The organism is Caulobacter sp., from assembly GCF_049283275.1.
GTDB lineage: Bacteria > Pseudomonadota > Alphaproteobacteria > Caulobacterales > Caulobacteraceae > Caulobacter.
This window is the reverse complement of record NZ_JBAPVS010000203.1, coordinates 38,874-60,281: the sequence shown is the minus strand read 5'-3', so window position 1 is coordinate 60,281 and position 21,408 is coordinate 38,874. Positions and strand designations below refer to the sequence as shown.

Below are 21,408 nucleotides of genomic sequence, written 5' to 3'. Positions count from 1 at the left end.
GCCGGCTCCAGCTTAAGGAAAATTCCGTCGAACTTCGCCGGCCCCGACGAGATTGCGCAGCAGGGTGTAGTCGCTCGCCTCGCGACGGATGCGGCCAGCGATGATCGCGGCGTGGACGCCAAGTTTTGCCGCATCGACCAGGACCGCCTTCTCCGTCCTCGTGAAGCGAGACACGCAGGTCTTCCACTTGTCGGCGGGGATCAGGGCCTCTTGAGCAAAGAGGTCGGCCTCGTCCTCGATTTGCGAGCCATCGGGCGTTTCTGTTTCGTCGAAGATGGCGCGATATCGGTCCGTCCCCACGTGCAGGGCCAGATGCGCAACCTCGTGCAGAAGCGTGAACCAGAAATTGTCCAGCCGATCGTGCCGCAGGCTCAAGGCCACGACGAAGACGCCTGATGGCGTTCGCAAGGCGGCCCCGTCGAGCAGGGTGCCGGGCAGATGAGGCTCGACGATCAAAGCGACGCCAGAAGCCCTGAGATAGTCGGCGGCGGCGACAGGGCCGTCGTCACGCGGGCTAAGTGACACCAGCCCCTGCAGCCATTCGGCCGTGACGATGTCGCGGTCAAAGGATCCGACCGGCGGGCGGCGATCGGCCAGGATCGAAATCCGCGCCTCCCATGCCGCCAATGCCGCTTGCTGCACGTTGGCGCCGGCGCGGATCGAGCGCCGGTGGTGGGCGTTCTGGCTCCAGTCGTAAGCGGCGTGGCGGAAGAAGCTTGGAATCAGTTCGCCGGCCTGCTTGCGTGCTTGCGCCGCCGTGCCGACGAAGTCGTCAAAATAGCCTCGCTTGAACATTTCACTGACCGGGAAGGCCCAAGGACTTTCGGCGCTGTCAGCGGCGGGCGGGTGGGTGCGCAGCTGCGCGCGTTCGCGCACAGTGATGTCGAGCGCTTCGGCGATTTCCGACAGCCGCTCAAGGCTTGCGGATCGGTAACGCTCGGCTTCGTAGCGTTGAATTTGCTGTTCGGCCACGCCGATGAAGGCGCCAAGGTCGCGCTGGCTCATGCCCCGCGCGATGCGCGCTCGGATCAGAATGTCGGGCAAATCCCGCAGGCCATCGGCTTCAAAGTCCTGCACACGACCAGACTGGAGATCCTCGTACTCGCTGACTTCAGCGACGAGTTCGGCGACCTGGCTTTCAAGGCCAGCCGTCTGCGCCTTGCGCAGAAGCGGGTGGACGCCGTCATTGGCCGCCGTCAACGCCGCAACCTCCACACGGAAGCGTTCGATGGCCGCGCGGGCGGATCGGTACTGCTTTTCGTTGGTGATCATTGGGCGCCGTGGTGAGCCTGACTGAGCACGATGCGGAGGATGCCTTTGCGCTGACCGGAGAACTTCTCCTGTTGAAAGAATGGCAAGTTGCCGGGCTGGTCGGGCAATTGGATCAGGAACATCTCGCCAAAATACTTGGCCTTCTGCGCTGCCCGCATGTTGGAGAAGTCCAGGAGCACCGGATCTATCATCATTGGATCGACACCGGAGATATCCCAACAGCCATCGAAGTCGCTGGGATGAGGCTTTGCGGTGATGAAGCTGCCATCCAGAAAGACTGTAGTGCAGCCGGCGGCGCGTATGTGCTCCACGACTCTCAAGAACCCTCCAAACAGCCAAGCTCGATGAGGGGTGGTGGCAAATCGCGCCTCAACCTCTTCGAGCGTCGCCTCATGGATTCCGGCTGGAAGAACGGACCACGGCGCAGGCGTGCCAATATCGATAAGATCGGGAATCATAACCACACAATTATATTGTTGTGTCGACGTTTAGTTGGTCGACCCCGTTGCAATGGAAGATGCATCCCCTTGTGAGAGCGGTTAAAAGCCGCGCAGGGCGCTAAGCGTAAGCATGAGCCAATGCTCCCGTGACTTCAACCATAGCGGATCCAGCTCGGCGGAACCTTACGCTATGCGGGTGAGCCAAATCCGACTTACGGACGATTGGGATCAGCACCAAAGGATCTGTCCGTCGCGTAAAATGAAATGGCTCTGACAGCCCGTCCGCCGCCAAACCGAGGGATGTAGCGAAGCCCGCCCTTGGCCATTGACCGAGAGGTCCCAACGCGGACGGCGTCGTTGAAGGAATCGAAGGTGGAGGATTTCGCGGCATCCGCACGGGCAGAGCATGAAGCCAAACGCCGCTCCTTGCTTGGTTGATGTCACGTATAATTGTCGTGGCTTCAGCTTTTTCGGCACGGTCTCGCAATGCCGTACCTTGATGTGGGGATCCAGCCAAGGCGGCCGCCACGACAACAAAGCCTTCGTGGCGGCGTGGATATTCGCCTGAAGTTGAGACGGTAGGATCATGCGGCGCTCTCCAAACGACCGCACATCAAAAGCGGCCGGCAGTCGCCGCGACCCAGCCAACTCGCTAGTTCCGCGTCGATGGGGCCTTCCCCGCGCCGAGCCGTACGACCATGGCTGAACAGGATCTTGTGGATAGCAAATTCCGAGTTCGGAACCGTTCTGAAGGGGTGCAGACGCGCCAAGAGCTCGTTAACGGCCAAGCTGGCGATGGCCGTGTTGATGCTGATAACGGCAGGCCGCTCAACGGTGACCCCATGAATGTAGCCACGCTTCACCTGGTCGTCATAAAACGCCGGATCGGTTCGTTTAAGGTACTCGGCGTACACTTGTTGGTCCGTATAGACGCCGCGCGACCGAAGGCTCGAGGCTCCTGGGAGCAGGTAGTGAACGCTGCCGGACACGCTGTTCACGCCTCCGATGCCGTCAGCATCCAGGCGCACGCCGAGATCGAAATATGGCAGGGTGTAGAAAGTCGCTAGGCGATTGAGAGTGTCGCGGCCCTCGACGGAATCCATGCAACCGAAGACGACATCGCAGCCGGCCAGAAGATCGATGGCTCGCGGATTATCGACCCTACCATTGAAACTAATCACCTCGGTACCGAGGTCAATGCGCGCGATGTAAGCGGCCATCATCTCCGCCTTGTTGCGGCCGGCCGATACGTCTGCTCGTGTAGCGCCATAGATCCGGTTGAGGTTCTTCGCTTCCACAATGTCCGGTTCAATCTGCACAATGCGGCCGACCCCAAGGCGTGTCAGCATCTCGGTCGTAGGGCTACCGGTGCCCGAAATCCCGACCAGACCAACAGTCAGCCCGCCGAGCAAATCCGTCGTGCGATCACCGAAGGCTTGGCGATGGCGTTGATCGAAATCTCGTTCATTTCTGGTCGAAGAATGGTCGAAGAACAGAAGATCCGATCCAACCACCGCGACCCGGTCGATCGGCACCATTGGCAATGGGCCATCAATGATCCGCGCGAAAATCTCTCCGTCGGGAAGCATCACGGCCGAAACATGCGGGCCAGGCACGCGACGCTGAACTGCCCGGAAAAGTTCCTCGTCGGCGCGATCATCCCGGTCCGAGAACTGGCGGTAGTTTGTCGGATGGGAGTGGATTTTAAGAACCGCCATGTTTTTCGCGGCGGCCTCCGGAAGGAGTTTCCGCAACGAAGCAGTTGGCCAGGTAACAAAATCGGAACCGCGAATGCAGCCGGCGTGCGCGATTTCGACGATCTGGTGGACTGTCCACACCTCACGCCCACCGCCACGGGCGCGACCACATAGGGCGACAGCAACAGCTTCGAATCCGTCCCCAGGGAAGAGGTGGGCTTTGAGGCGGGCCTGTTGATCACCCGTCATGCGCAGAATGTTCATAGTGTCCTCCTCAACGTTTGCGGAATTCATGGGTCAGCCAAGACCCGAAGCGGCGCAGGTGGCTGGCGAGAGTGTCGACGCCTGAGCGAAAGGCGTAGTGACGTGACCACTGCTGGTAAGTTTGCTGGTCAATAGTCAGCGTGGAGAGATTGTTGATCACCTTGCCGTCGGCTCGCGCTAACGAAGGCATGACGTAGGCCATATCTAGTGGGCCGGGCGGATAGGTATCCAAGCGGATCGCCACCGTTACTGCGGAGTGGTTATATCCGGCTGGAACCGGGTGATCGTGGATGATCACATACCGGGGGCCTTCACTGGATCGCACCGCTTCCCAACTCCGTCCGAGCGCATCAAGCGCCCGGACGTCATCGGGGCCGAGTTCGAAATCTCGGCGCACCGCTTAACCCTCCGTCTCGTCGAGCGGGAAGGTCTCGAACACTTCGATACCAGGCTCGCCGAGGTCGACCGGCGGCTCGTCCAGCGGGACGGAGATGTAGTGACCGCCGTGCATGCGCTTTTCGAGTTCGTAGCGTTCCACCGGCGTTTTGCTGGCGCGTTCAAGCAGTTCGCGGCCAGTCACATGACGCTTGTCGAAGATATACGGCATGCCGTCGATCTTGACCTTGTAACGGTGCGCGGTGGGGGGGCAGCGGTTTTCGCGACCGCACTCTTCGATATCGACGATGTCGACCTCGATGATCTCACGACCGCCTTCATGGCGGACGGTGACCTCGACGGCGACGTCGTCGGAACGGTCGCGGATGACGACGACGTCGCCGTCGTCGTCCTTGATAGTGATCTTGTCTTCATGGCCGTGGGGCCGCTGATCGTTCATAGCTTGCCTCTTTCACAAACGCGTGGCAATTTCAGAAGTGAAATCGCGATCTCGATATCGCAAGCCAGCTAAATAATTGCAAGAGTGAAATTGAATGCCGAGAGCGGAATTTGACGCCACCGCGTTTTATGCGGCTTTGGATGCGTCGCGGGCGGCGCGGCGTTTGAATTGGAAACAGGTCGCTGAGCAATCGGGAGTAAGCGCGTCCACGCTAACGCGGCTCGCGCAGAAGAAACGCCCGGATGTCGATAGTCTGGCGGCGCTGCTTGCTTGGTCCGGGCTAAGCGCGGACGCCTACGTCGTGTCAGGGAAGGAGCGGCCGAAGGCGGAACCCCTCTCTCAGATAGCTACTTACTTAAGTTCAGATCCAAGTCTATCGGACTCTGGCAGGCTAGCATTGATGCAAGTCATCTCAGCGGCATATGTACAATTCAAGGAAGACTGACGCGCCAAACATCGTTTGTGACGGGGATTGCAATCGTTACTGTGCATTTCATTGCAAGAGGTTAGTCCCGCTTATCTGCGCGCGCCCTGCGACGAGTAGTGGCTGTGCGGTGGCCCCTTGCAACCATCATTAGAATCTTGCCACTCCTTGATCTTGCAAGAGTGAAACGCTGGCATGACCGCTGAGATCGCTATCTTAAACCGTACCGCGCTGGCATTTGCTGCCGATAGCGCCGCGACGCTTTCCGGGCCGCGCGGTAGCAAAACGTACGACTCTGCAGAGAAGATCTTTGAGCTTTGCCGTCAGCAGCCGATCGCGTTGATGGTTTTCAACAATGCCGAATTTATGGGCGTTCCTCTCGACGTTCTAGTTCGAAAGTTCCGTGAATCTCAAGAACCTCATTGTGGGTACGAACGTCTAACTGACGTATGGCCTGCTTTCCTAAAATTCTTAGAGAATTTTCCAAAGGATGTGGACGACGAGGCGCGTCACCTATCGCAGTTTGCATTCAACGTATTCAATAGAATATTTGAAGGTGCAAACAGTTTGTACTTCACGCAGGTCACCGAATCTTTTTCTCGGGGGCGGCGAGTGCGGCGAGCGTTCAAAAATCTCGATGAGCTAGCGATCGATCTTGCCGGACGCCACCGTCAACAGGCGGAAGCACAGCGGCTTGACGGATATCTTGACGATGTCCTTCTAGAGCAGTTTCAGGAGCGTTACGGACCGCATCTTGACGCAATCATCACTGCTTCTGCACGAGGCATTGATGTGTCTGAAGACCTTGCTAGAGCATTGAAAGCCACGATGTTTGCTGTCATACGCTCCCGGTCGCGATCGAGTGGCTTTACCGGCTTTGTTTTTGGCGGATTTGGGCAGGAAGACTTATTTCCAACCCTGGATTCGGTCGAGTTGGATGGAGTCTATTTCGATCAAGTTCGGGTGTTGGTTCACGAGACGATCGATATTGATAGACGCGGCGTAACGGCCGCGATTGTGCCTTTTGCTCAGAAGGACATGCCCCAACGGTTCATTTATGGGTTGGACGATGCGCTCCAGAACCGGATCGAGCGCATAGTCGGTGGCGTTGTCGACCAGATCGTCGCTGCCAAACCTCGAACCTACAGCCGGGAGGTTGCCAGCGAAATAAGGTCCGCCGCGTCTGCGTCGGTACGTACGGCGCTTGGTGAGTTCAAATCGGAGTCGGAGCAAAAGCTAAAAAGCGTTGTTAACTTCATGTCAAAGCGCGAGCTTGCAGAAATTGCTTATTCGCTCGTGGAGCTAACGTCGCGGAAACGACGTTTCTCAGATGACCAGGAAACCGTTGGCGGCCCTATCGATGTCGCGGTTTTGACGCGAAATGAGGGCTTCATATGGATTCGTCGAAAGCACTACTTTGACGCTAACCTCAACCCAGCATATTTTGTCCGAAACGCAGAGGGGAGAAAAAACGGTCATGAGCCAGGAAAACCTTTGGTCTCTAAGCCCCGCTGAAACTGCCGAAGACGAATTTGAAACCGTGTTTCTGGGCGTGAAAACCGGCGACCAGATCGTGCGCGACGCAGTGGAAAATTTCTCGCGCGATCTGAATCAAATTTATGAGCGGCAGAACGAAAAAGTTCGCCAGGCGCGTCGTCGTGCCGAAGCGGCTTGAAGTCACTGAAAACTCTGAGATTGGCGACCGACCGACCCGCTAGGGTTATCTCGCAGCGTATGGCGTTGAGCACATGCAGCAATTTATGCCCTAGGGCATAACTGGTCTTTTGTTACGCCTCGCTGCGATCTCGCCTCCATGGACAGAACAGCGCCCGCCGTGGCGCTGCTTCCACTCGTCGGCAGTTAGCTGGATCGGTCCGCTCAATGGATTTCGGCAGCGGGACCCCGAGGCCGTGATCTCGCCACACATGGCTTGGCCCTCCAGGTCCAGCCAGGCCTCGTAATCCTCCCCGCTTAGCCCGAAGTAGGCCGCCGAGAACACGGTGGGCTCGGCGAGGTAGGCCAAGGCCTGCTCGGTGTCGAGAATGACGGTCTCTCCCCCTCCTGGGGCCTCCAGCGAGGCGCTGAGCGTGATCCCGGCCAATCGCAGCCGTTCGACGACGTCGAAATCTTCAGCATGCATGTGCGCCTCCCAGGCTGGTGGGCTCGATGATCGCCACCGCCAGGTCGCGGAGGAGGCCACCAAGTTCGTCACGCAATTTGCGCGCGGCATACGCCGTTCGCGGTCGCAGCGCTCGGGATGCAGCCGACCAGGTGCACGGCGCGAGGTAGCTCGTGGCCCAGGCCGGGCCCTTGTGGGTCGTGACGGACGCCCAGACGTCAGCAGGACCTTCGAACGCCGCTGGCAAGGCTGCGCCACCGACGGCGGATTCCGCGATGGGCGGCGCGCCGTCGGCCCAGCATCCCTTGCTAAGCCAACTGGCCGGCGACTTGACGAATTGCCTGTCACGTCCTCGCACCAGCGCCGCGTACCGCCGTGCGCCGCTCACCAATTCGTCTGGCGTCGCGTCTCGACGGCGGACCAGCCGCAGGAAGATGGCCTTGGCGCCCCGTTCCTCGACCTTGTTCGGATAGGCCGACCAAAACTCAGCGAAGCGATCACCGGTGTCCCGCGCCTCGGGCGCGTTGGGTTCATTTACAGGTTCTATTACTGGTTCTTCTATATAGGCGGATGCCGTTTTGGCGGCCGATCGTGTCGAAAGTGGCGGGCGATCCGCGCCGGATTGGCGGATATAGAGACGCTGGCCAGTCGCCGCCTTGGCGGATTTTCGCTCGGCTTCGTCGTCCATATCGGTCGGTGGGGCATCGCGGTCTTCTCCGGGCGCCGGATGCAGCGTGTAGAAGTAGGCGCTGTCACCCTCGCGCTTGCGTCGCCTGGATCGGCGGCTAACCCAGCCTTGAGCGACCAGCCAGCTCAGGTGGCGTTCGATCGTCCGTTCGCCTTGCGACGTCCGCCGGCCGAGGCGCTTGATCGAGGGAAAGCAGGTCCAGCCTTCGCCTTCGTCGCGAGCGTGTTCAGCCAAGGCCACCAGAACGAACTTGGCGCCCGGGTTCTGGATCGGCGTCTCGAACGCCCAGCGGATTGCGTCGAGGCCCATTCCTAGGCCCCCCGCGAGGGGTTGAAGAGGTTAGACGGCGCGCCGAATCTCCCAATAAAAACAAACCCCCGACTTGAGAGGGTAAGACACGTTAGCGCGTTGAATTCATTGGCTTGCGTGACACCCTTCCGGGCCGCCATGCGGCTGTTGTCGTTGCAACTTAACGCGTACCCATTTGCAACTTAAGACCGTCAATAATGCGAGGCGGTCGCAGATAACTTGGGGTTTGATACCCTTTAGGTCTGGATGCGATCCAGCCTCTTGGGTTTGTCGAGGATCAATTTCAGGCGCGAGGGATCGGGCAGGATAGGGCGAACGCAGGAGGCGCGATTGCGACCCTTATCTTCTGGAAGGCTCATCGGGCTGTTGTGCCTGGCCCTGGCGACCTGGGGGCCAATGGGCGCCGTGCGCGCGGCGCCGTCGCGCCCGCCGGACGCGGTGGCCACCTTCGACGCCCAGACCGTGGCGCTGGGGGCGGGCTATAGCTGGGGCGGCGGACGGCTAAACTTCCAGGGGCGCGAACACAACTTCACCGTCGTCGGGCTCTCGATCGTCGGCGTGGGGGCCGAGCGGGTGAAAGGCGTGGCCCAGGTGCGCAACCTTCGCAGCCTGGACGATTTCGAAGGCGTGTATGTCCTGGCGGGGGCGAGCGGCTCGTTCATCGTCCTTAGCGGCGCGACCGCGGTCCTGCGCAACGCCAAGGGCGTGGAGATCCAGGTCAAGGCCCAGGGACAGGGCATGAACCTCGCCATCGCCGCAGGCGGAGTGAGGATAAGGCTAGGTTGACCATCGCCGGACTTTTGTTCGCGGCGGCCAGGCTGGGGCGTCCGGCGATCCAGCGCGCCATGTGGCGCCGCGGCTCGCGACCGTAGCCAAAACGGAAGCTGGCAAGGTGAGCCTTTGCCCGCGACCCCGCAGCGTTCGAAATGCGCTGCGAAAAGTCGCTGCGAGATGATCTGTGTCAAGGCCGCGCACTCCGCGAGCGCCCACAGCAACGGGGTCGGCGACGACACCGCGCATCGCGGACTTCGCTCATGACCAACAAGATATCGATCCTGAGGAAACCTGGGGTGGCAAGGCCGCGTTGCGATGACGCCAGCCGCCGCCAGACCGGCGCAGGTGGGCGATCCTCCCTCTCGGCGACTGACCCGCTGTCTTCCGACAGCCCTGGATCGTAGTTGAAAGGAACCGATCGTGGCCTACCAAACGACCAATCCGTTTACGGGCGAGGTGCTCAAGACCTTCCCCGACGCCACGGACGTAGAGGTGTCTCATGCGATCGAGCACGCGCACACCGCCTTCCTGACTTGGCGAGACACGCCGTTCACCGAGCGCGCCAGGGTGATGCGGAGCGCCGCCAAACTCCTGCGCCAGGACGCGGACGCCTACGCCGCGATCCTGACGACCGAGATGGGCAAACTGCTGTCCGAGGCGAAGGCGGAGGTTGAGCTTTCGGCGGAGATCTTCGAGTACTACGCCGCCAACGCCCAAAAGCTGCTGGCCGACGAGATCTTGCCCGTCGCCCATGCGGCCGAAGGCCAGGCTCGGGTGACGCACGAGCCGCTCGGCGTGCTGCTTTGCATCGAGCCCTGGAACTTTCCCTATTACCAGATCGCGCGGATCATCGCGCCGCAACTGTCGGCCGGCAACACCATGCTGCTCAAGCATGCGTCCAACGTCCCCCAAAGCGCCGAGGCTTTCGAAAAGTTGATGAAGGCCGCGGGCCTTCCCGAGGGCGCCTTCAAGAACCTCTTCGCCACGCGCTCGCAGATCGAGCTCATCCTCAATGATCCTCGCGTGCACGGGGTGGCGCTGACCGGGTCGGAGGCGGCGGGATCGATCGTGGCGGCCCAGGCCGGCAAGGCCTTGAAGAAATCGACCCTGGAGCTTGGCGGCGCGGACGCCTTTGTCGTGCTGGCCGACGCCGATCTCCAAAAGACGGTCGATTGGGCGGTGTTTGGCCGGCACTGGAACGGCGGACAGGTCTGCGTGTCCTCCAAGCGGATGATCATCGTCGACGCGGTGTACGACGCGTTTTTGAACCGCTACCGCCAGGGTGTGGCGGGCCTCGTCGCGGGCGATCCCTTCGACCCCAAGACAACGCTTGCGCCGCTGTCCTCACAGGCCGCCGCCGATGAGGTGAAGGCGAAGATCGCCGAGGCGATCCAGCTGGGCGCCCACGCCGAGACGGTCGGACCCGCGGTTCCCAACCAGGGCGCCTTCGTGCAGCCGACTATCCTGACCGAGGTCGGTGAAGACAATCCGGCGCGGTACTGGGAATTCTTCGGCCCCGTCTCGATGCTGTTTCGCGCCAAGGACGAGACCGACGCCATACGCATCGCCAACGATTCCCCGTTCGGGCTCGGCGGCTCGGTCTTCACCGCCGATCCCGCCCATGGCGCCGAGGTGGCCAAGAAGATTTCCACCGGCATGGTGTTCGTCAACCACCCGACGATGGTCAAGGCCGACCTTCCGTTCGGGGGCGTGCGGCGCTCGGGCTACGGGCGCGAGCTCATCGGCCTGGGGATCAAGGAGTTCGTCAACCACAAGCTCATCGACATCGTCGACATCGACGCGCCGTTCTAACGCAACCCGTCCTTCTTCGACCGCGCGTCAGCGGCCGTTTTTCCCTCTCCGGAGATCCCCATGGAAAAGACCATGCAAGCGGCCGTCGTCCGCGCCTTTGGCAAGCCCTTGATCATCGAGACGGTCGAGATTCCCAAGCCTGGACGCGGGCAGGTGTTGGTGAAGGTCGCCGCTTGCGGGGTCTGTCACACCGACCTGCACGCCGCCCACGGGGACTGGCCCATCAAGCCGGCGCCGCCCTTCATTCCGGGGCATGAGGGCGTCGGCGTCGTCGTGGCCGTGGGCGAAGGGGTCGATCACGTGCGCGAGGGCGACCGGGTCGGCGTGCCCTGGCTGTTCTCGGCCTGCGGTCACTGCGTCCACTGCCTGGGCGGCTGGGAGACCTTGTGCGAGGCCCAGCAGAACACCGGCTATTCGGTCAACGGCGCCTTCGCGCCCTATGTGGTCGCCGACGCCGACTATGTCGGCCACCTGCCCGACAACATCAGCTTTCTTGAAATCGCCCCGATCCTCTGCGCCGGCGTGACCGTCTACAAGGGCCTGAAGGTCACCGACGCCAAGCCTGGCGACTGGGTGGCCATTTCCGGGATCGGCGGCCTGGGGCATCTGGCCGTGCAGTACGCCAAGGCCATGGGCTTCAAGGTCGCTGCGGTCGATGTCGACGACGACAAGCTGGCCCTGGCCAAGCGGCTGGGGGCGTCGGTCACCGTCAACGCCCGCGACGTCGACCCGGGCCCGTTCCTGCAAAAGGAGATCGGCGGCGCTCAGGGCGTGCTGGTCACCGCCGTCTCGCCCAAGGCCTTCGACCAGGCCATGGGCATGGTGCGCCGGGGCGGCACGGTGTCGCTCAATGGCCTGCCCCCCGGCGACTTCCCGCTGTCGATCTTCAACACCGTGCTCAATGGGATCACGGTGCGCGGTTCGATCGTCGGCACGCGCCTGGACCTGCAGGAGGCCCTGGCCTTCGCCGCCGACGGCCGGGTCAAGGCCCATGTCCAAGCCGGCGCGTTGGAGGACATCAACACCATCTTCGACCGTATGCAGCGGGGCGAGATCGAAGGGCGGGTCGTCTTGGATTTTGAGCGCTAGGGCCCAGGGGGCGCGCCGCTCACGGCTTACGCGCCCCAAGATCCGCCACGCGCTCAGCGCACCAGAAAGGATGTCGCCATGTACTACAGCAGCGGAAATTACGAGGCCTTCGCCAGGCCTCGCAAGCCGAAGGGCGTGGAGACCAAGACGGCGTTCTTCGTCGGCTCGGGCCTGGCCAGCCTGGCCGGCGCGGCCTTCCTGATCCGCGACGGGCACATGGCCGGCGACAAGATCACCATCCTTGAACGGCTGGCGCTGCCGGGCGGCGCGCTGGACGGGATCAAGGAGCCCGAGAAGGGTTTCGTGATCCGCGGCGGCCGCGAAATGGAAGAGCATTTCGAGTGCCTCTGGGACCTCTACCGTTCGATCCCTTCGCTTGAGGTCGAGGGCGCCAGCGTGCTCGATGAGTTCTACTGGCTGGACAAGGACGATCCGAATTTCTCCTTGTCACGGGCGACCCAGAACCAGGGACAGCCCATCGAGGACGTCGATCGCCTCACCCTGAACGACAAGGCCCAGAAGGACCTCATCGCGCTCTTCCTGGCGACCCGCGAGGAGATGGAGAACAAGCGCATCAACGAGGTGATGGGCGAGGACTTCCTGAAGAGCAATTTCTGGCTCTACTGGCGCACGATGTTCGCCTTCGAGGAATGGCATTCGGCGCTGGAGATGAAGCTCTATGTCCACCGCTTCATCCACCACATCGGCGGCCTGGCCGATTTCAGCGCTCTGAAGTTCACGCGGCGCAATCAGTACGAGTCGCTGGTGTTGCCGCTCTATAAATGGCTGACCGATCGCGGCGTCACGTTCCAGTACGGCGTGGAGGTCACCGACGTCGATTTCGACATCACCCCCGAACGCAAGCAGGCCACCCGTATTCACTGGCTGCGGGAGGGCGTCGCGGGCGGCGTCGATCTCGGCCCTGACGATCTGGTCTTCATGACCATTGGCTCTCTGACCGAGAACTCCGACAATGGCGACCACCACACGCCCGCGAGGCTGAACCAGGGCCCGGCCCCCGCCTGGGACCTCTGGCGCAATATCGCGGCCAAGGATCCCGCCTTCGGTCGCCCCGACGTCTTCGGCGCCCATATTCCCCAGACCAAGTGGGAATCGGCGACGATCACGACACTGGACCCCCGCATCCCGTCCTACATCCAGAAGATCGCCAAGCGCGACCCGTTCAGCGGCACGGTCGTCACCGGCGGCATCGTCACCGTCAAGGATTCCAGCTGGTTGATGAGCTGGACCGTCAGCCGCCAGCCGCACTTCAAGCAACAACCGAAGGACCAGGTGATCGTCTGGGTCTATTCGCTGTTCGTCGATACGCCCGGCGACTTCGTCAAGAAGCCGATGCAGGACTGCACGGGCGAGGAAATCACCCAGGAATTGCTCTATCACCTCGGCGTGCCGGTCGAGGACATCGCCGAGCTGGCCGCGACGGGCGCCAAGGCCGTACCGGTGATGATGCCCTACATCACCGCCTTCTTCATGCCGCGGCAGGCGGGGGACCGTCCGGACGTCGTGCCCCAGGGCGCGGTCAATTTCGCCTTCATCGGACAGTTCGCCGAGTCGGCCGAACGCGACTGCATCTTCACCACGGAATATTCGGTGCGCACGCCGATGGAGGCGGTCTACACCCTGCTGAATGTGGAGCGCGGCGTTCCCGAGGTCTTCAACTCGACCTTTGACGTGCGCAAGCTGCTCGCCGCCGTCGGGCACGTTCGTGACGGCAAGTCCCTCGATGTTCCGGGACCGGCGTTCATCCGTGATCTGCTGATGAAGAAGATCGACGCCACCGAGATCGGCGACCTGCTCCGGGACGCGCATTTGATTTCAGAGTGAGACAGGATCAGGGCTCCGCCGCTGGCGTCGCGTCAGCGGCGAGGCCTAAGCCTTCTTTCTGTGGGAGTTCACGATCGACACGACCTTGTCGTTGTCACCGGGGCAGGGGGAGCGGTTGCTCAAAGAGCGAGACCTCGCCGCCGACCGAGGCTCGCCGAGGCGGTAGAGACCGGGGGAGCAGGGGCGTAGAATAGGGACTGTCTTAAGTTGGAAATACCTCACCAGGGACTGCGTTAAGTTGTATGGCTTGAGTTGCGTGGACAGGCCGATCCAATAAAATCAATGGTCTAGTGAGGCGGCCGTAGGGTGCTGCGACACGCTACTCGAACGGCGCGTCGTACATCGGCTGTGCGCCATGAGCAGACCTTGGCGCGCCGTCAGCTTCCGGACATTCAGGCCCTCACCACACTGACCGGTCGACGCGCTTAACATCGAACAGGGTCACCGGTCCGCAGGCCGACAGTGTATGCAGTCCTTGGCGATAGGCGCCCGCGCTAGACGGCGGAACCAGGGGCGCGCTCGCTTCGGCCTCGAAGCGGCGGGGCGAGAGCTCCAGGATCTTGAGCACACGAAGGGCCCCGCCATAGGTGCGCGTACAGTCCTGGACCGGCAGGTGTGGAACACCATTCTCAAGCCACGCCGAGCCGCCCGGCCGGCTGGAGGAGAGATCGTTGCGGACCGGATTGCCCGGATGCGTCCGCCAGGGTCCAGTCAGCCGCTCGGCGAAGGCGAAATGGAGCCGCCCCTGCTTCCAGCGTTGCGGCCCGGTCGGCGAATAGGCCAACCACCAAAGGCCGTCGTGGCGGAACGGCGTGGCGTCGATGGCCGGGGTGTCCAGCGCCAGCCGGACCACCGGCTCCCAGACGTGCGGGAACGCCGCCGCGCGATAGAGCGTCAACGCGCCCGAGCGATAGGCCTCGGGCAGCATCCAGGTTTCGCCGTCGGCCTCGAAGACCTGCGGATAGGACAGGTGCCAGGGCTCGCGCAGCACCACCGCCCGCCGGACCGGCGCGAAGTCCGCGCCCAGTTCGATCAGCTCGATGACGCCGTGGCGGGTCCGGTAGTCATAGGCCTCGACGAACAGATGGAGCCGCCCGTTGCGCCAGACGCCGAACGGGTCGGCCAGGAACTTTAGCCGCCCCTCCTCGGGCAGCCAGTGGACAGGCTGATCAGGCGAAAAGCCGCGTCGCGTGATCTCACCGATCGGCGCCTTGACCAGGCCGACCCGCCAGATGTCGCGCCCGGGGATACGCGTTGTCCAGTCAGTCACGCGAGGCCTCGGCCAGAGCGAGCGCGCGAGGCTCGCGCGACAGGCCGCGCACCAGATCGACGGCGCCGAGTCCGACGATGACGAGCAGGTGCAGCCCCAGCGTCATCACCGCCAGCGCCGCCAGCAGCACGGCGACGGTCGAATTCCCCCCCAAGAGCAGCAGCATCAGGTTCCCGAACACCAGGTCTTTGTTGGAGATCAGCGGGATGCGCGACACCAGCAAACGGATGGCCAGAAGCACGACCCACTGCCCCGCCGCGACCTCCGGCAGCGCCAGTCTCCAGACCAGGACCGTGAGCCCGGCCCAGACGGTCAGGCGCAGGCCGCAAACCGCAGCGACATAGACCAGCTCCCTCGGACGCAGCGAGAACACCCGACGCCCGAAGACCAGAAGGCCGACGGAGATCGCCACCGGAACGAGCCCCGACCAAAGGGCCGGCCCGAGCCGTTGGGCGAAATCGAGTTCGCGCAGCTGCGTAGCGCTGATGGCCGTCAAGGCCAGGGTCAAAAGATTGCCCAGTAGCGCCGAGATGATGTTGACATCCTTGATGGCGGCGAAGGGCGCGGCGGCGACGCCGGCCGCGCGCCGCGCCCAGACATAGAGGAAGGCCTCGCCGCTGTAGCCGAGCACGGCCTCATTGATGACGTTCTTGCGCAGCAGCGCCACGAGGCCGGTCAGGGGCAGGGTCCAGAGCCGCCGGAAGATCGCATAGTCAAAGAGCGTCTGTGTCAGATAGAGCAGCAAGAGGACCGGCCAGACGGCGTTCGGCAGTTGGCGGACCGTCTTCAGCACCTCGCCTCCGGCTCCGCCTAGCTGCAGCACTATGGCGCTGACCAAGCACGCCGACAGAACGCCGCCCAGCCAGACCCATCGCCGCGAGGCCTTGCCCGCGATATTCGGCGCCGCGTCGTCCATCAGGGTCTTCCGTTTCACCCGCCTCGTCCCCGCGCCCCGGCCGCGACGGCCCCATAATGATCGAAGAGGTCGGCGAAGTGGTCGATGTCGCGACGGACCTTGGCGGCCGCCGCGACGGCGGCGACCCTCAGCAGGCCAGGATCGCGCGCCAGCAGGCGGCGGATGGCGGCTGCGGCGGCCCCTGTGTCGCCGGCGCGATAGATCTCCGACGTCGCAGGCTCGGCCAGATGCGCAAAGCCGCCGCGATCGGGTCCGACGACGGGAAGGCCGCTGGCCATGGCTTCGGCCGGGACAAGGCCGAAGGTTTCGGACTCGCAGCCGTGCACGAGGACGTCGGCGCTGGCCAGGTAAGCCGCGAGCAGGCCGCGGTCCCGGATCGGCGGCAGGATGCATACGTGAGGATTGCCGGCCGCGGCGCGGGCCACCCGTGCTCGGTCGATGCCATCGCCGATCAGGACGAGACCTATCGGCGCATCGGCGCGGGCGCGCATCGTTGCCTCGATCATCATCGGCCAGCGCTTTTCCGGATGGAAACGTCCCACGCCGAGAACGAGTCTAGCGTCGTCGGAACAAGCGCAGGCGGTCAGCAAGCGCGATCGCAGCGCCGCGTCGCGCTTGCTGGGTGAGAAGGCGCTGCGATCGACGCCGAGCGGCACGCTCGCCACCGCGCTCACCCCCTGCCCCGTCAGGCGGTCAGCGAGCCAGGGTCCGCCAGCAACGACGGAGCCAAAGCCGCCGGCCAGCCGGCGCAGATAGCTCCAGAACCATCCGAACATCTGGTCGATCCGCTGAGGCGTGGCGACAGGCGCCAGCCATCGCTGAGGATAGGACGCCACCGGATCGGCGTGCATGAACATGGCCCGCGGGGCCCGTCCCGCCCAGTTGGCGACTACCCCGGCGCCCCGCCAGGGCGAGGACGCCTCGACCAGATCGGGGCCCAGGAGATCAAGCTGGCGGTGCACTGGGTCGGCGTCCCAGAACATGTGGTAGTTGGCGTCGAACGGCAGCCGGGGCGCGCGGACCTGAATCACGCCGCCCGCCGGGCGCATCTCGAAGCCGTCGCGCGGCGCCGGCGCGATGACGAAGAGCTCGTGGCCCAGCTGCGCGGCGGCCTCGAACTTGCGGTCGATATAGGTCCGCACGCCCCCGCCACTGGGCGAATAGAACTCGGCGACTTCCACAACCCGCATCGTGTTCCTTCGAAAAGGCCCCGCCGCCACCGCTTGTCCGAAACCGTGACGGTGACGCCGGTGGCCGCCTTCACGAAAGGACGACGTCGACCCGCATGGGCCTCACCGATTTTCGAAATTCCGTGTGGGGGTGAGCAAAGCGCGACGTCTTGATCGGCTGGGACCGGGCGTACACGTGGAAGGACCAGCATGGATATCAAGGTGCAGGCGCACACCAATGGTGCGCGCCCTTTGCGGATTGCGTTGTTCTCGGGGAACTACAACTACACCCTGGACGGGGCGAACAAGTCGCTGAACCGCCTGGTCAGCCACCTGCAGGACACGATCGGGGCGCAGGTGCGGGTTTATTCCCCGACCGGCCCCGATGCCGCCTTCGAACCGGCCGGCGAGCTCATCTCTGTGCCGTCGGTGAAGATCCCGTTCCGCGGCGACTATCGACTGGCGCTCGGTCTGCCGCGCTCGGTGCGCCGCGACGTCGAAACCTTCAAACCCGACCTCATCCATCTTTCGGCCCCCGACCTCCTGGGCTCGGCGGCGCTGAGATTCGGACGGAAGCTGAAGGTCCCGGTGGTCGCCAGCCTGCACACCCTGTTCGACACCTATCTCGACTACTACGGCCTGGGACGGCTGCAACCGCTGGTGCGCCGACAGCTTTGGAAATTTTACGGCGCCTGCGACTGCGTCATGGTTCCGACCGAGGCGATCGGCGAGGAGCTGCGAGCCAAGAACCCCTCAACGCCTGTCCGGACTTGGGCGCGGGGGGTCGATCCCGAGCTGTTCAATCCTGGCCGCCGCAGCCAAGCTTGGCGACTGAGCCAGGGCTTTGATTCCAATCGCCCAGTGATCGTGTTCCTGGGCCGGATCGTCATGGAGAAAGGCCTGGCCGCTTTTGCCGAGGCCATCGGCTTGATCGAGGCGGCTGGCCACGCGCCGCAGGTGCTGGTCATCGGCGATGGCCCGGCCCGCGCCTGGTTCGAGGCGCGCCTGCCGGGCGCGGTGTTCGCTGGCTTCCTCTCAGGCGAAGCCCTGGCCACGGCCTTGGCCAGCGGAGACATCTTCCTCAATCCCAGCACCACTGAGACGTTCGGCAACGTCAATCTCGAGGCCATGGCCTGCGGCCTGGCCATGGTCTGCGCCGACGCGCCCAACACCCGCGCCCTGCTGCGGCACGGTCGCAACGCCAGGCTGTGCGTCGACCAGCCCGGCGCCTATGCCGAAGCGCTCAGCGAGCTGATCCTCGCCCCCGACACCCGCGCGCGCCTGGGCGCAGAGGCGCTAGAACGCAGCGCCGCCTATCGCTGGTCGGAGATCCTCGACGAGGTGATCGAGGTCTATGTCGAGGCCCTGGGCGGGCGGGCGGCCGCGACGGCGCGGAGGCTCGCCGCCCGCCGACACGGCGCGTTGGCCGATCTGCAAGCCGCCGGCCTGGCGGCGCTCTAGGGGCCCTCGCGCGCGACCATGCTCCACAAGACGCTAGACCGCTATCTCCTGAGGCAGGCCCTGACTCCGATGACCGCCGTGCTGATCAGCACGATGGTGGCGTTCCTGATGGAGCGCCTGATGCGCTCCTTCCAGTTGCTGTCGCAGACGACCGACGGCCTCAAGAACCTGAGCGAGCTGCTGATCAATCTGGTCCCGCACTATGTAGGCCTGACCCTGCCCGGCGGCTTCTTCATCGGCCTGTTCGTGGTGGTCAACGGCCTCAACAAGAGTTCGGAAATCGACGCCATCCTGGCCAGCGGCATGTCGCTGGGCCGCTTCGCCGCGCCCTTCGTGGGCCTGGGCGTCCTGCTGATGGCGTTCAGCGTTCTGCTGTTCGGCTTCGTCCAGCCCTACAGCCGCTATGCCTATCACGCCGTGCTGCACGCGGCCGAGAAGGCCGGCTGGAACGGCGACGTGCGGCCCAAGGCGCTGCTCTCGGCCGGTCCCGTCATTCTGACCGCCGATCGCACCGACGCCAGCGGGCGCCATCTGGAGCGTGTCTTCATCCGCAAGATCCAGCCGGACGGCCGCGAAGATGTCCTGACGGCGGCCTCGGCGGTCGTACGCAGGGACGCGCGCGATCGCGGCGTCACGCTGGAACTGCACGATGGACGCCAAGTCAGCACGACGCCTGACGCCCAGGTCTATGTCGCCGACTTCGAGACCTTCTCCTTCGATGTGCCGCTGTCGTTGTCGGGCAAGCTGTTCCGGGCGCGCGGCGACGAGGGCAGCGAACTGACGCTCGTCGAACTGGCGCGACAGGGTTTCGGCAAGACCCCGACCGTCCTGCCCCGCCAGATCCTGCTGGCCGAGTTCTACGCCCGGTCGTCACGGGCGCTGATCCTGCCCCTGCTGCCGCTGCTGGCCGTTCCATTCGGCCTGAGCGCCAAGCGCGCCGGCGCGGGCTCGGCGATGGCCACCGGCGGGGTGCTGCTGTTTCTCTTCGAGACCTCGATGATCCTCGGCCAGGCGATGGTCTCGGGCGCGGGCCTCCCGGCGATCCTAGCGGTCGGCCTGCCGGCCGCCGGCTTTTCGGCCATCTGCATCGCAACCTGGGTCGCCAGTCGCAAGCGCCCCGGCGAGAACCCCGTAAGCTGGGTGACCGAGCGCATTGCTGCGTTCTTTTCCGCCATCGCCCGGGCGTTCGCGCGCCGCGCCGCCGCCTAGCCTCGGACGCGCCGGCGTCCGCCGCCGACTTGCCTTCGTCATGCCGTCAAGTCATGTCTCTTGGGCTCCCCAACGACTCCTTCAGCGAGCCGAACCCTGGCGATGACGACGAACGCCGAAAGCCAGATCCCCACCCCGCCACCCGAACGCTTCGGCCCGCGCGCGCGATGAACGACGCCGCGCCTGTCCTTTCGCCCCTGGCGGCGGTCTATCTCGAACGCCGCGTGGACATGCGGCGGTTCTTCCTGGCGCGGCTGGGCGGCCGGGGCGACGTCGAGGACCTCGTCCAGGAGCTCTATCTGAAGGTCCTGGCCGTCACGGAAGAGCCGATCGACAACCCGCAGGCCTATCTCTATCGCCTGGCCTCGAACCTGATGCTGGACCGGCTGCGCCAGACCCGGCGCGCCGGCGCGCGCGAAACCGAATGGCGACGGACGCACCACGCCACGGTCGGCGTGCTGGACGTCGCCGACACCCCGGACGCGGAAAGCGCGGTGATCGCGCGCCAGCGGCTGGAGAAGCTGTCACAGGCGCTGGAAACCCTCTCGCCATTGACCCAGCGCGTCTTCCGCCTGCACAAGTTCGAAGGCCTGACCCACGCCCAGACCGCCGAACGCATGGGCATCTCGCGCAGCGCCGTCGAGAAGCACGTCAGCCTGGCCCTGGGCCACCTCGTCAGCAAGGTGGGACGGTGACTGTGACCGATATGCCTCACTTTACCGAGATGTGCAGGGGACTTTGCGGCGGCGTGACGTCAATGAGGCAGCGCCCGTTCCAGACCTGGCGCGAAGGAAGCGCGAACCGTCGATGACCGAGTCCATCCATCACGATCCGATCCAGCAGGTGGCCGCCGACTGGTTCGCCAAGCTGCAGGGCGATCCTGCCCTGGAGGACTGGACCGCGTTCCAGGCCTGGCTGGAAGCCGACCCGGCGCACGCGCCCGCCTATGAGGCCGTCGAGGCGGTATGGCTCGACCTGGAAGACCTGCCCGCCAACGACACCGTTCCAGATCCGGCCGTCCAGGCGCCGCTCGCGGCCAATGTCACGCCCCTGCGCCGGGCGACCGGCGCGCCACGGCGGCGGGTGCTGATCGGCCTTGGCGCCGCCGCCGCGGCCGCCATCGTGGCGCTTTTGGCTGGACCTCGCCTAACTCAGCCCACCTTCACCGACTATTCGACCCGGCGCGGCGAGACGCGCGAGATCGCCCTGGCCGACGGCTCGCGCCTGACCCTGGCCCCCAGCACCACCCTGCGGGTCAGCCTTGGCGCCAAGCAGCGCGATGTGACCCTGGTCGATGGCGAGGCCAGCTTCGACATCGCTCATCTGGAGAACCGCCCGTTTGTCGTGGCAGTCGGCGCGCGGGAGGTGCGCGTGCTCGGCACGGAGTTCAACATCCTCAGCCACACCGGGCGCCTTGCCGTCTCGGTTCGCCGCGGCCTGGTGGCCGTTTCGGGAGGGCAGGAAGGGACGGTCAAGCTGGCGCGCGGCCAGCAGCTGGTCCAACTTCCCGGGGCGAGCGCGCGAACGCGCGAGGTGGCCCCGGATACGGCGTTCGCTTGGAAGTCCGGCAAGCTGATTTATGATCGCACGCCACTGACCGAGGTGGTCGGCGACCTCAATCGGTATGTCGCCACGCCGATCCGCGTCGATCCAAGCGCTGCCTCGGTGACCGTCTCGGGCGTCCTGCTGATCGACGAGGAGGCCGCCATGGTTCGGCGCCTGGAACTGTTCGCCCCGATCGTCTCTGAAACGATGGCGGGCGAGGTAATCCTCAAGGCCAAGCCGGCGCGCCGCTGATCGTGACGGGGCAGGTCG

The 21,408-nt window shown here is 64.1% G+C and carries 21 protein-coding genes; 10 read left to right on the top strand and 11 right to left on the bottom strand.

Features of this window, described 5'->3' with window-relative positions; genetic code table 11:
* Window positions 1–12: 12 nt before the first annotated feature.
* The 6 genes from WAL33_RS11295 to WAL33_RS11270 form a co-directional block, all read right to left on the bottom strand.
* Window positions 13–1,272, bottom strand: coding sequence for a helix-turn-helix domain-containing protein (locus WAL33_RS11295; RefSeq protein ID WP_422181433.1), 1,260 nt, complete (start codon window positions 1,270–1,272; stop codon window positions 13–15).
* Window positions 1,269–1,730, bottom strand: coding sequence for a DUF6932 family protein (locus WAL33_RS11290; RefSeq protein ID WP_422181431.1), 462 nt, complete (start codon window positions 1,728–1,730; stop codon window positions 1,269–1,271). The genes WAL33_RS11295 and WAL33_RS11290 overlap by 4 nt, the downstream gene beginning before the upstream one ends.
* A gap of 210 nt (window positions 1,731–1,940) precedes the next feature.
* Window positions 1,941–2,120: a DUF6527 family protein gene (locus WAL33_RS11285; protein ID WP_422181457.1), complete on the bottom strand. Its 180-nt coding sequence runs from the start codon at window positions 2,118–2,120 to the stop codon at window positions 1,941–1,943.
* 176 nt (window positions 2,121–2,296) lie between these two features.
* The gene (locus WAL33_RS11280; protein WP_422181429.1) at window positions 2,297–3,673 is read right to left on the bottom strand and encodes a ThiF family adenylyltransferase; all 1,377 of its coding nucleotides are present in this window, start codon (window positions 3,671–3,673) and stop codon (window positions 2,297–2,299) included.
* A gap of 10 nt (window positions 3,674–3,683) precedes the next feature.
* Complete coding sequence (locus WAL33_RS11275; protein WP_422181427.1) at window positions 3,684–4,070, bottom strand: E2/UBC family protein; 387 nt, start codon at window positions 4,068–4,070, stop codon at window positions 3,684–3,686.
* Between the two features lie 3 nt (window positions 4,071–4,073).
* Window positions 4,074–4,508, bottom strand: a complete 435-nt coding sequence (locus tag WAL33_RS11270; protein WP_422181425.1) for a multiubiquitin domain-containing protein — start codon at window positions 4,506–4,508, stop codon at window positions 4,074–4,076.
* A 619-nt stretch (window positions 4,509–5,127) separates the two neighbouring features.
* On the opposite strand from WAL33_RS11270, the gene WAL33_RS11265 reads away from it, so the two are divergent.
* On the top strand, window positions 5,128–6,447 hold the full coding sequence (locus WAL33_RS11265; protein WP_422181423.1) for a hypothetical protein: 1,320 nt from the start codon (window positions 5,128–5,130) through the stop codon (window positions 6,445–6,447).
* Window positions 6,410–6,607, top strand: coding sequence for a hypothetical protein (locus WAL33_RS11260; RefSeq protein ID WP_422181421.1), 198 nt, complete (start codon window positions 6,410–6,412; stop codon window positions 6,605–6,607). The genes WAL33_RS11265 and WAL33_RS11260 overlap by 38 nt, the downstream gene beginning before the upstream one ends.
* Before the next feature lie 90 nt (window positions 6,608–6,697).
* On the opposite strand, the gene WAL33_RS11255 is transcribed toward WAL33_RS11260, so the two are convergent.
* Both WAL33_RS11255 and WAL33_RS11250 read right to left on the bottom strand, forming a co-directional pair.
* Window positions 6,698–7,072 (bottom strand): hypothetical protein, encoded by a 375-nt coding sequence (locus tag WAL33_RS11255; protein ID WP_422181419.1) that lies wholly within the window; start codon window positions 7,070–7,072, stop codon window positions 6,698–6,700.
* Window positions 7,062–8,048: a helix-turn-helix domain-containing protein gene (locus tag WAL33_RS11250; protein ID WP_422181417.1), complete on the bottom strand. Its 987-nt coding sequence runs from the start codon at window positions 8,046–8,048 to the stop codon at window positions 7,062–7,064. The genes WAL33_RS11255 and WAL33_RS11250 overlap by 11 nt, the downstream gene beginning before the upstream one ends.
* Window positions 8,049–8,444: 396 nt before the next feature.
* Between WAL33_RS11250 and WAL33_RS11245 the strand changes: the two genes are divergently transcribed.
* The 4 genes from WAL33_RS11245 (at window position 8,445) to WAL33_RS11230 (ending at window position 13,568) form a co-directional block, all read left to right on the top strand.
* Window positions 8,445–8,834: a hypothetical protein gene (locus WAL33_RS11245; protein WP_422181415.1), complete on the top strand. Its 390-nt coding sequence runs from the start codon at window positions 8,445–8,447 to the stop codon at window positions 8,832–8,834.
* Between the two features lie 408 nt (window positions 8,835–9,242).
* On the top strand, window positions 9,243–10,634 hold the full coding sequence (locus WAL33_RS11240) for an NAD-dependent succinate-semialdehyde dehydrogenase (protein ID WP_422181413.1): 1,392 nt from the start codon (window positions 9,243–9,245) through the stop codon (window positions 10,632–10,634).
* Between the two features lie 60 nt (window positions 10,635–10,694).
* Window positions 10,695–11,723: an alcohol dehydrogenase AdhP gene (gene adhP, locus WAL33_RS11235; protein ID WP_422181411.1), complete on the top strand. Its 1,029-nt coding sequence runs from the start codon at window positions 10,695–10,697 to the stop codon at window positions 11,721–11,723.
* Between the two features lie 78 nt (window positions 11,724–11,801).
* A complete protein-coding gene (locus WAL33_RS11230) occupies window positions 11,802–13,568 on the top strand; it encodes an oleate hydratase (protein WP_422181409.1) in 1,767 nt (588 codons plus the stop codon).
* A gap of 400 nt (window positions 13,569–13,968) precedes the next feature.
* Here the strand turns inward: WAL33_RS11230 and WAL33_RS11225 are convergent, their stop codons facing one another.
* The 3 genes from WAL33_RS11225 to WAL33_RS11215 are packed head-to-tail and all read right to left on the bottom strand — an operon-like array spanning window position 13,969 to window position 16,944.
* Entirely contained in the window at window positions 13,969–14,838 is an 870-nt protein-coding gene (locus tag WAL33_RS11225) for a glucosamine inositolphosphorylceramide transferase family protein (protein ID WP_422181407.1), read from the bottom strand.
* Window positions 14,831–15,754 (bottom strand): hypothetical protein, encoded by a 924-nt coding sequence (locus WAL33_RS11220; protein ID WP_422181405.1) that lies wholly within the window; start codon window positions 15,752–15,754, stop codon window positions 14,831–14,833. Before WAL33_RS11220 ends, WAL33_RS11225 begins: the two co-directional genes overlap by 8 nt.
* Before the next feature lie 14 nt (window positions 15,755–15,768).
* Window positions 15,769–16,944: a glycosyltransferase gene (locus WAL33_RS11215; protein WP_422181403.1), complete on the bottom strand. Its 1,176-nt coding sequence runs from the start codon at window positions 16,942–16,944 to the stop codon at window positions 15,769–15,771.
* Between the two features lie 189 nt (window positions 16,945–17,133).
* Between WAL33_RS11215 and WAL33_RS11210 the strand changes: the two genes are divergently transcribed.
* The 4 genes from WAL33_RS11210 to WAL33_RS11195 all read left to right on the top strand — a co-directional run bounded on the left by WAL33_RS11210 (window position 17,134) and on the right by WAL33_RS11195 (window position 21,390).
* On the top strand, window positions 17,134–18,384 hold the full coding sequence (locus WAL33_RS11210) for a glycosyltransferase family 4 protein (RefSeq protein WP_422181401.1): 1,251 nt from the start codon (window positions 17,134–17,136) through the stop codon (window positions 18,382–18,384).
* Window positions 18,385–18,402: 18 nt separating this feature from the next.
* Complete coding sequence (locus tag WAL33_RS11205; RefSeq protein WP_422181399.1) at window positions 18,403–19,593, top strand: LptF/LptG family permease; 1,191 nt, start codon at window positions 18,403–18,405, stop codon at window positions 19,591–19,593.
* A 167-nt stretch (window positions 19,594–19,760) separates the two neighbouring features.
* Window positions 19,761–20,288, top strand: coding sequence for an RNA polymerase sigma factor (locus WAL33_RS11200; RefSeq protein ID WP_422181397.1), 528 nt, complete (start codon window positions 19,761–19,763; stop codon window positions 20,286–20,288).
* A 112-nt stretch (window positions 20,289–20,400) separates the two neighbouring features.
* Window positions 20,401–21,390 (top strand): FecR family protein, encoded by a 990-nt coding sequence (locus tag WAL33_RS11195; RefSeq protein ID WP_422181395.1) that lies wholly within the window; start codon window positions 20,401–20,403, stop codon window positions 21,388–21,390.
* Window positions 21,391–21,408 lie beyond the last annotated feature (18 nt).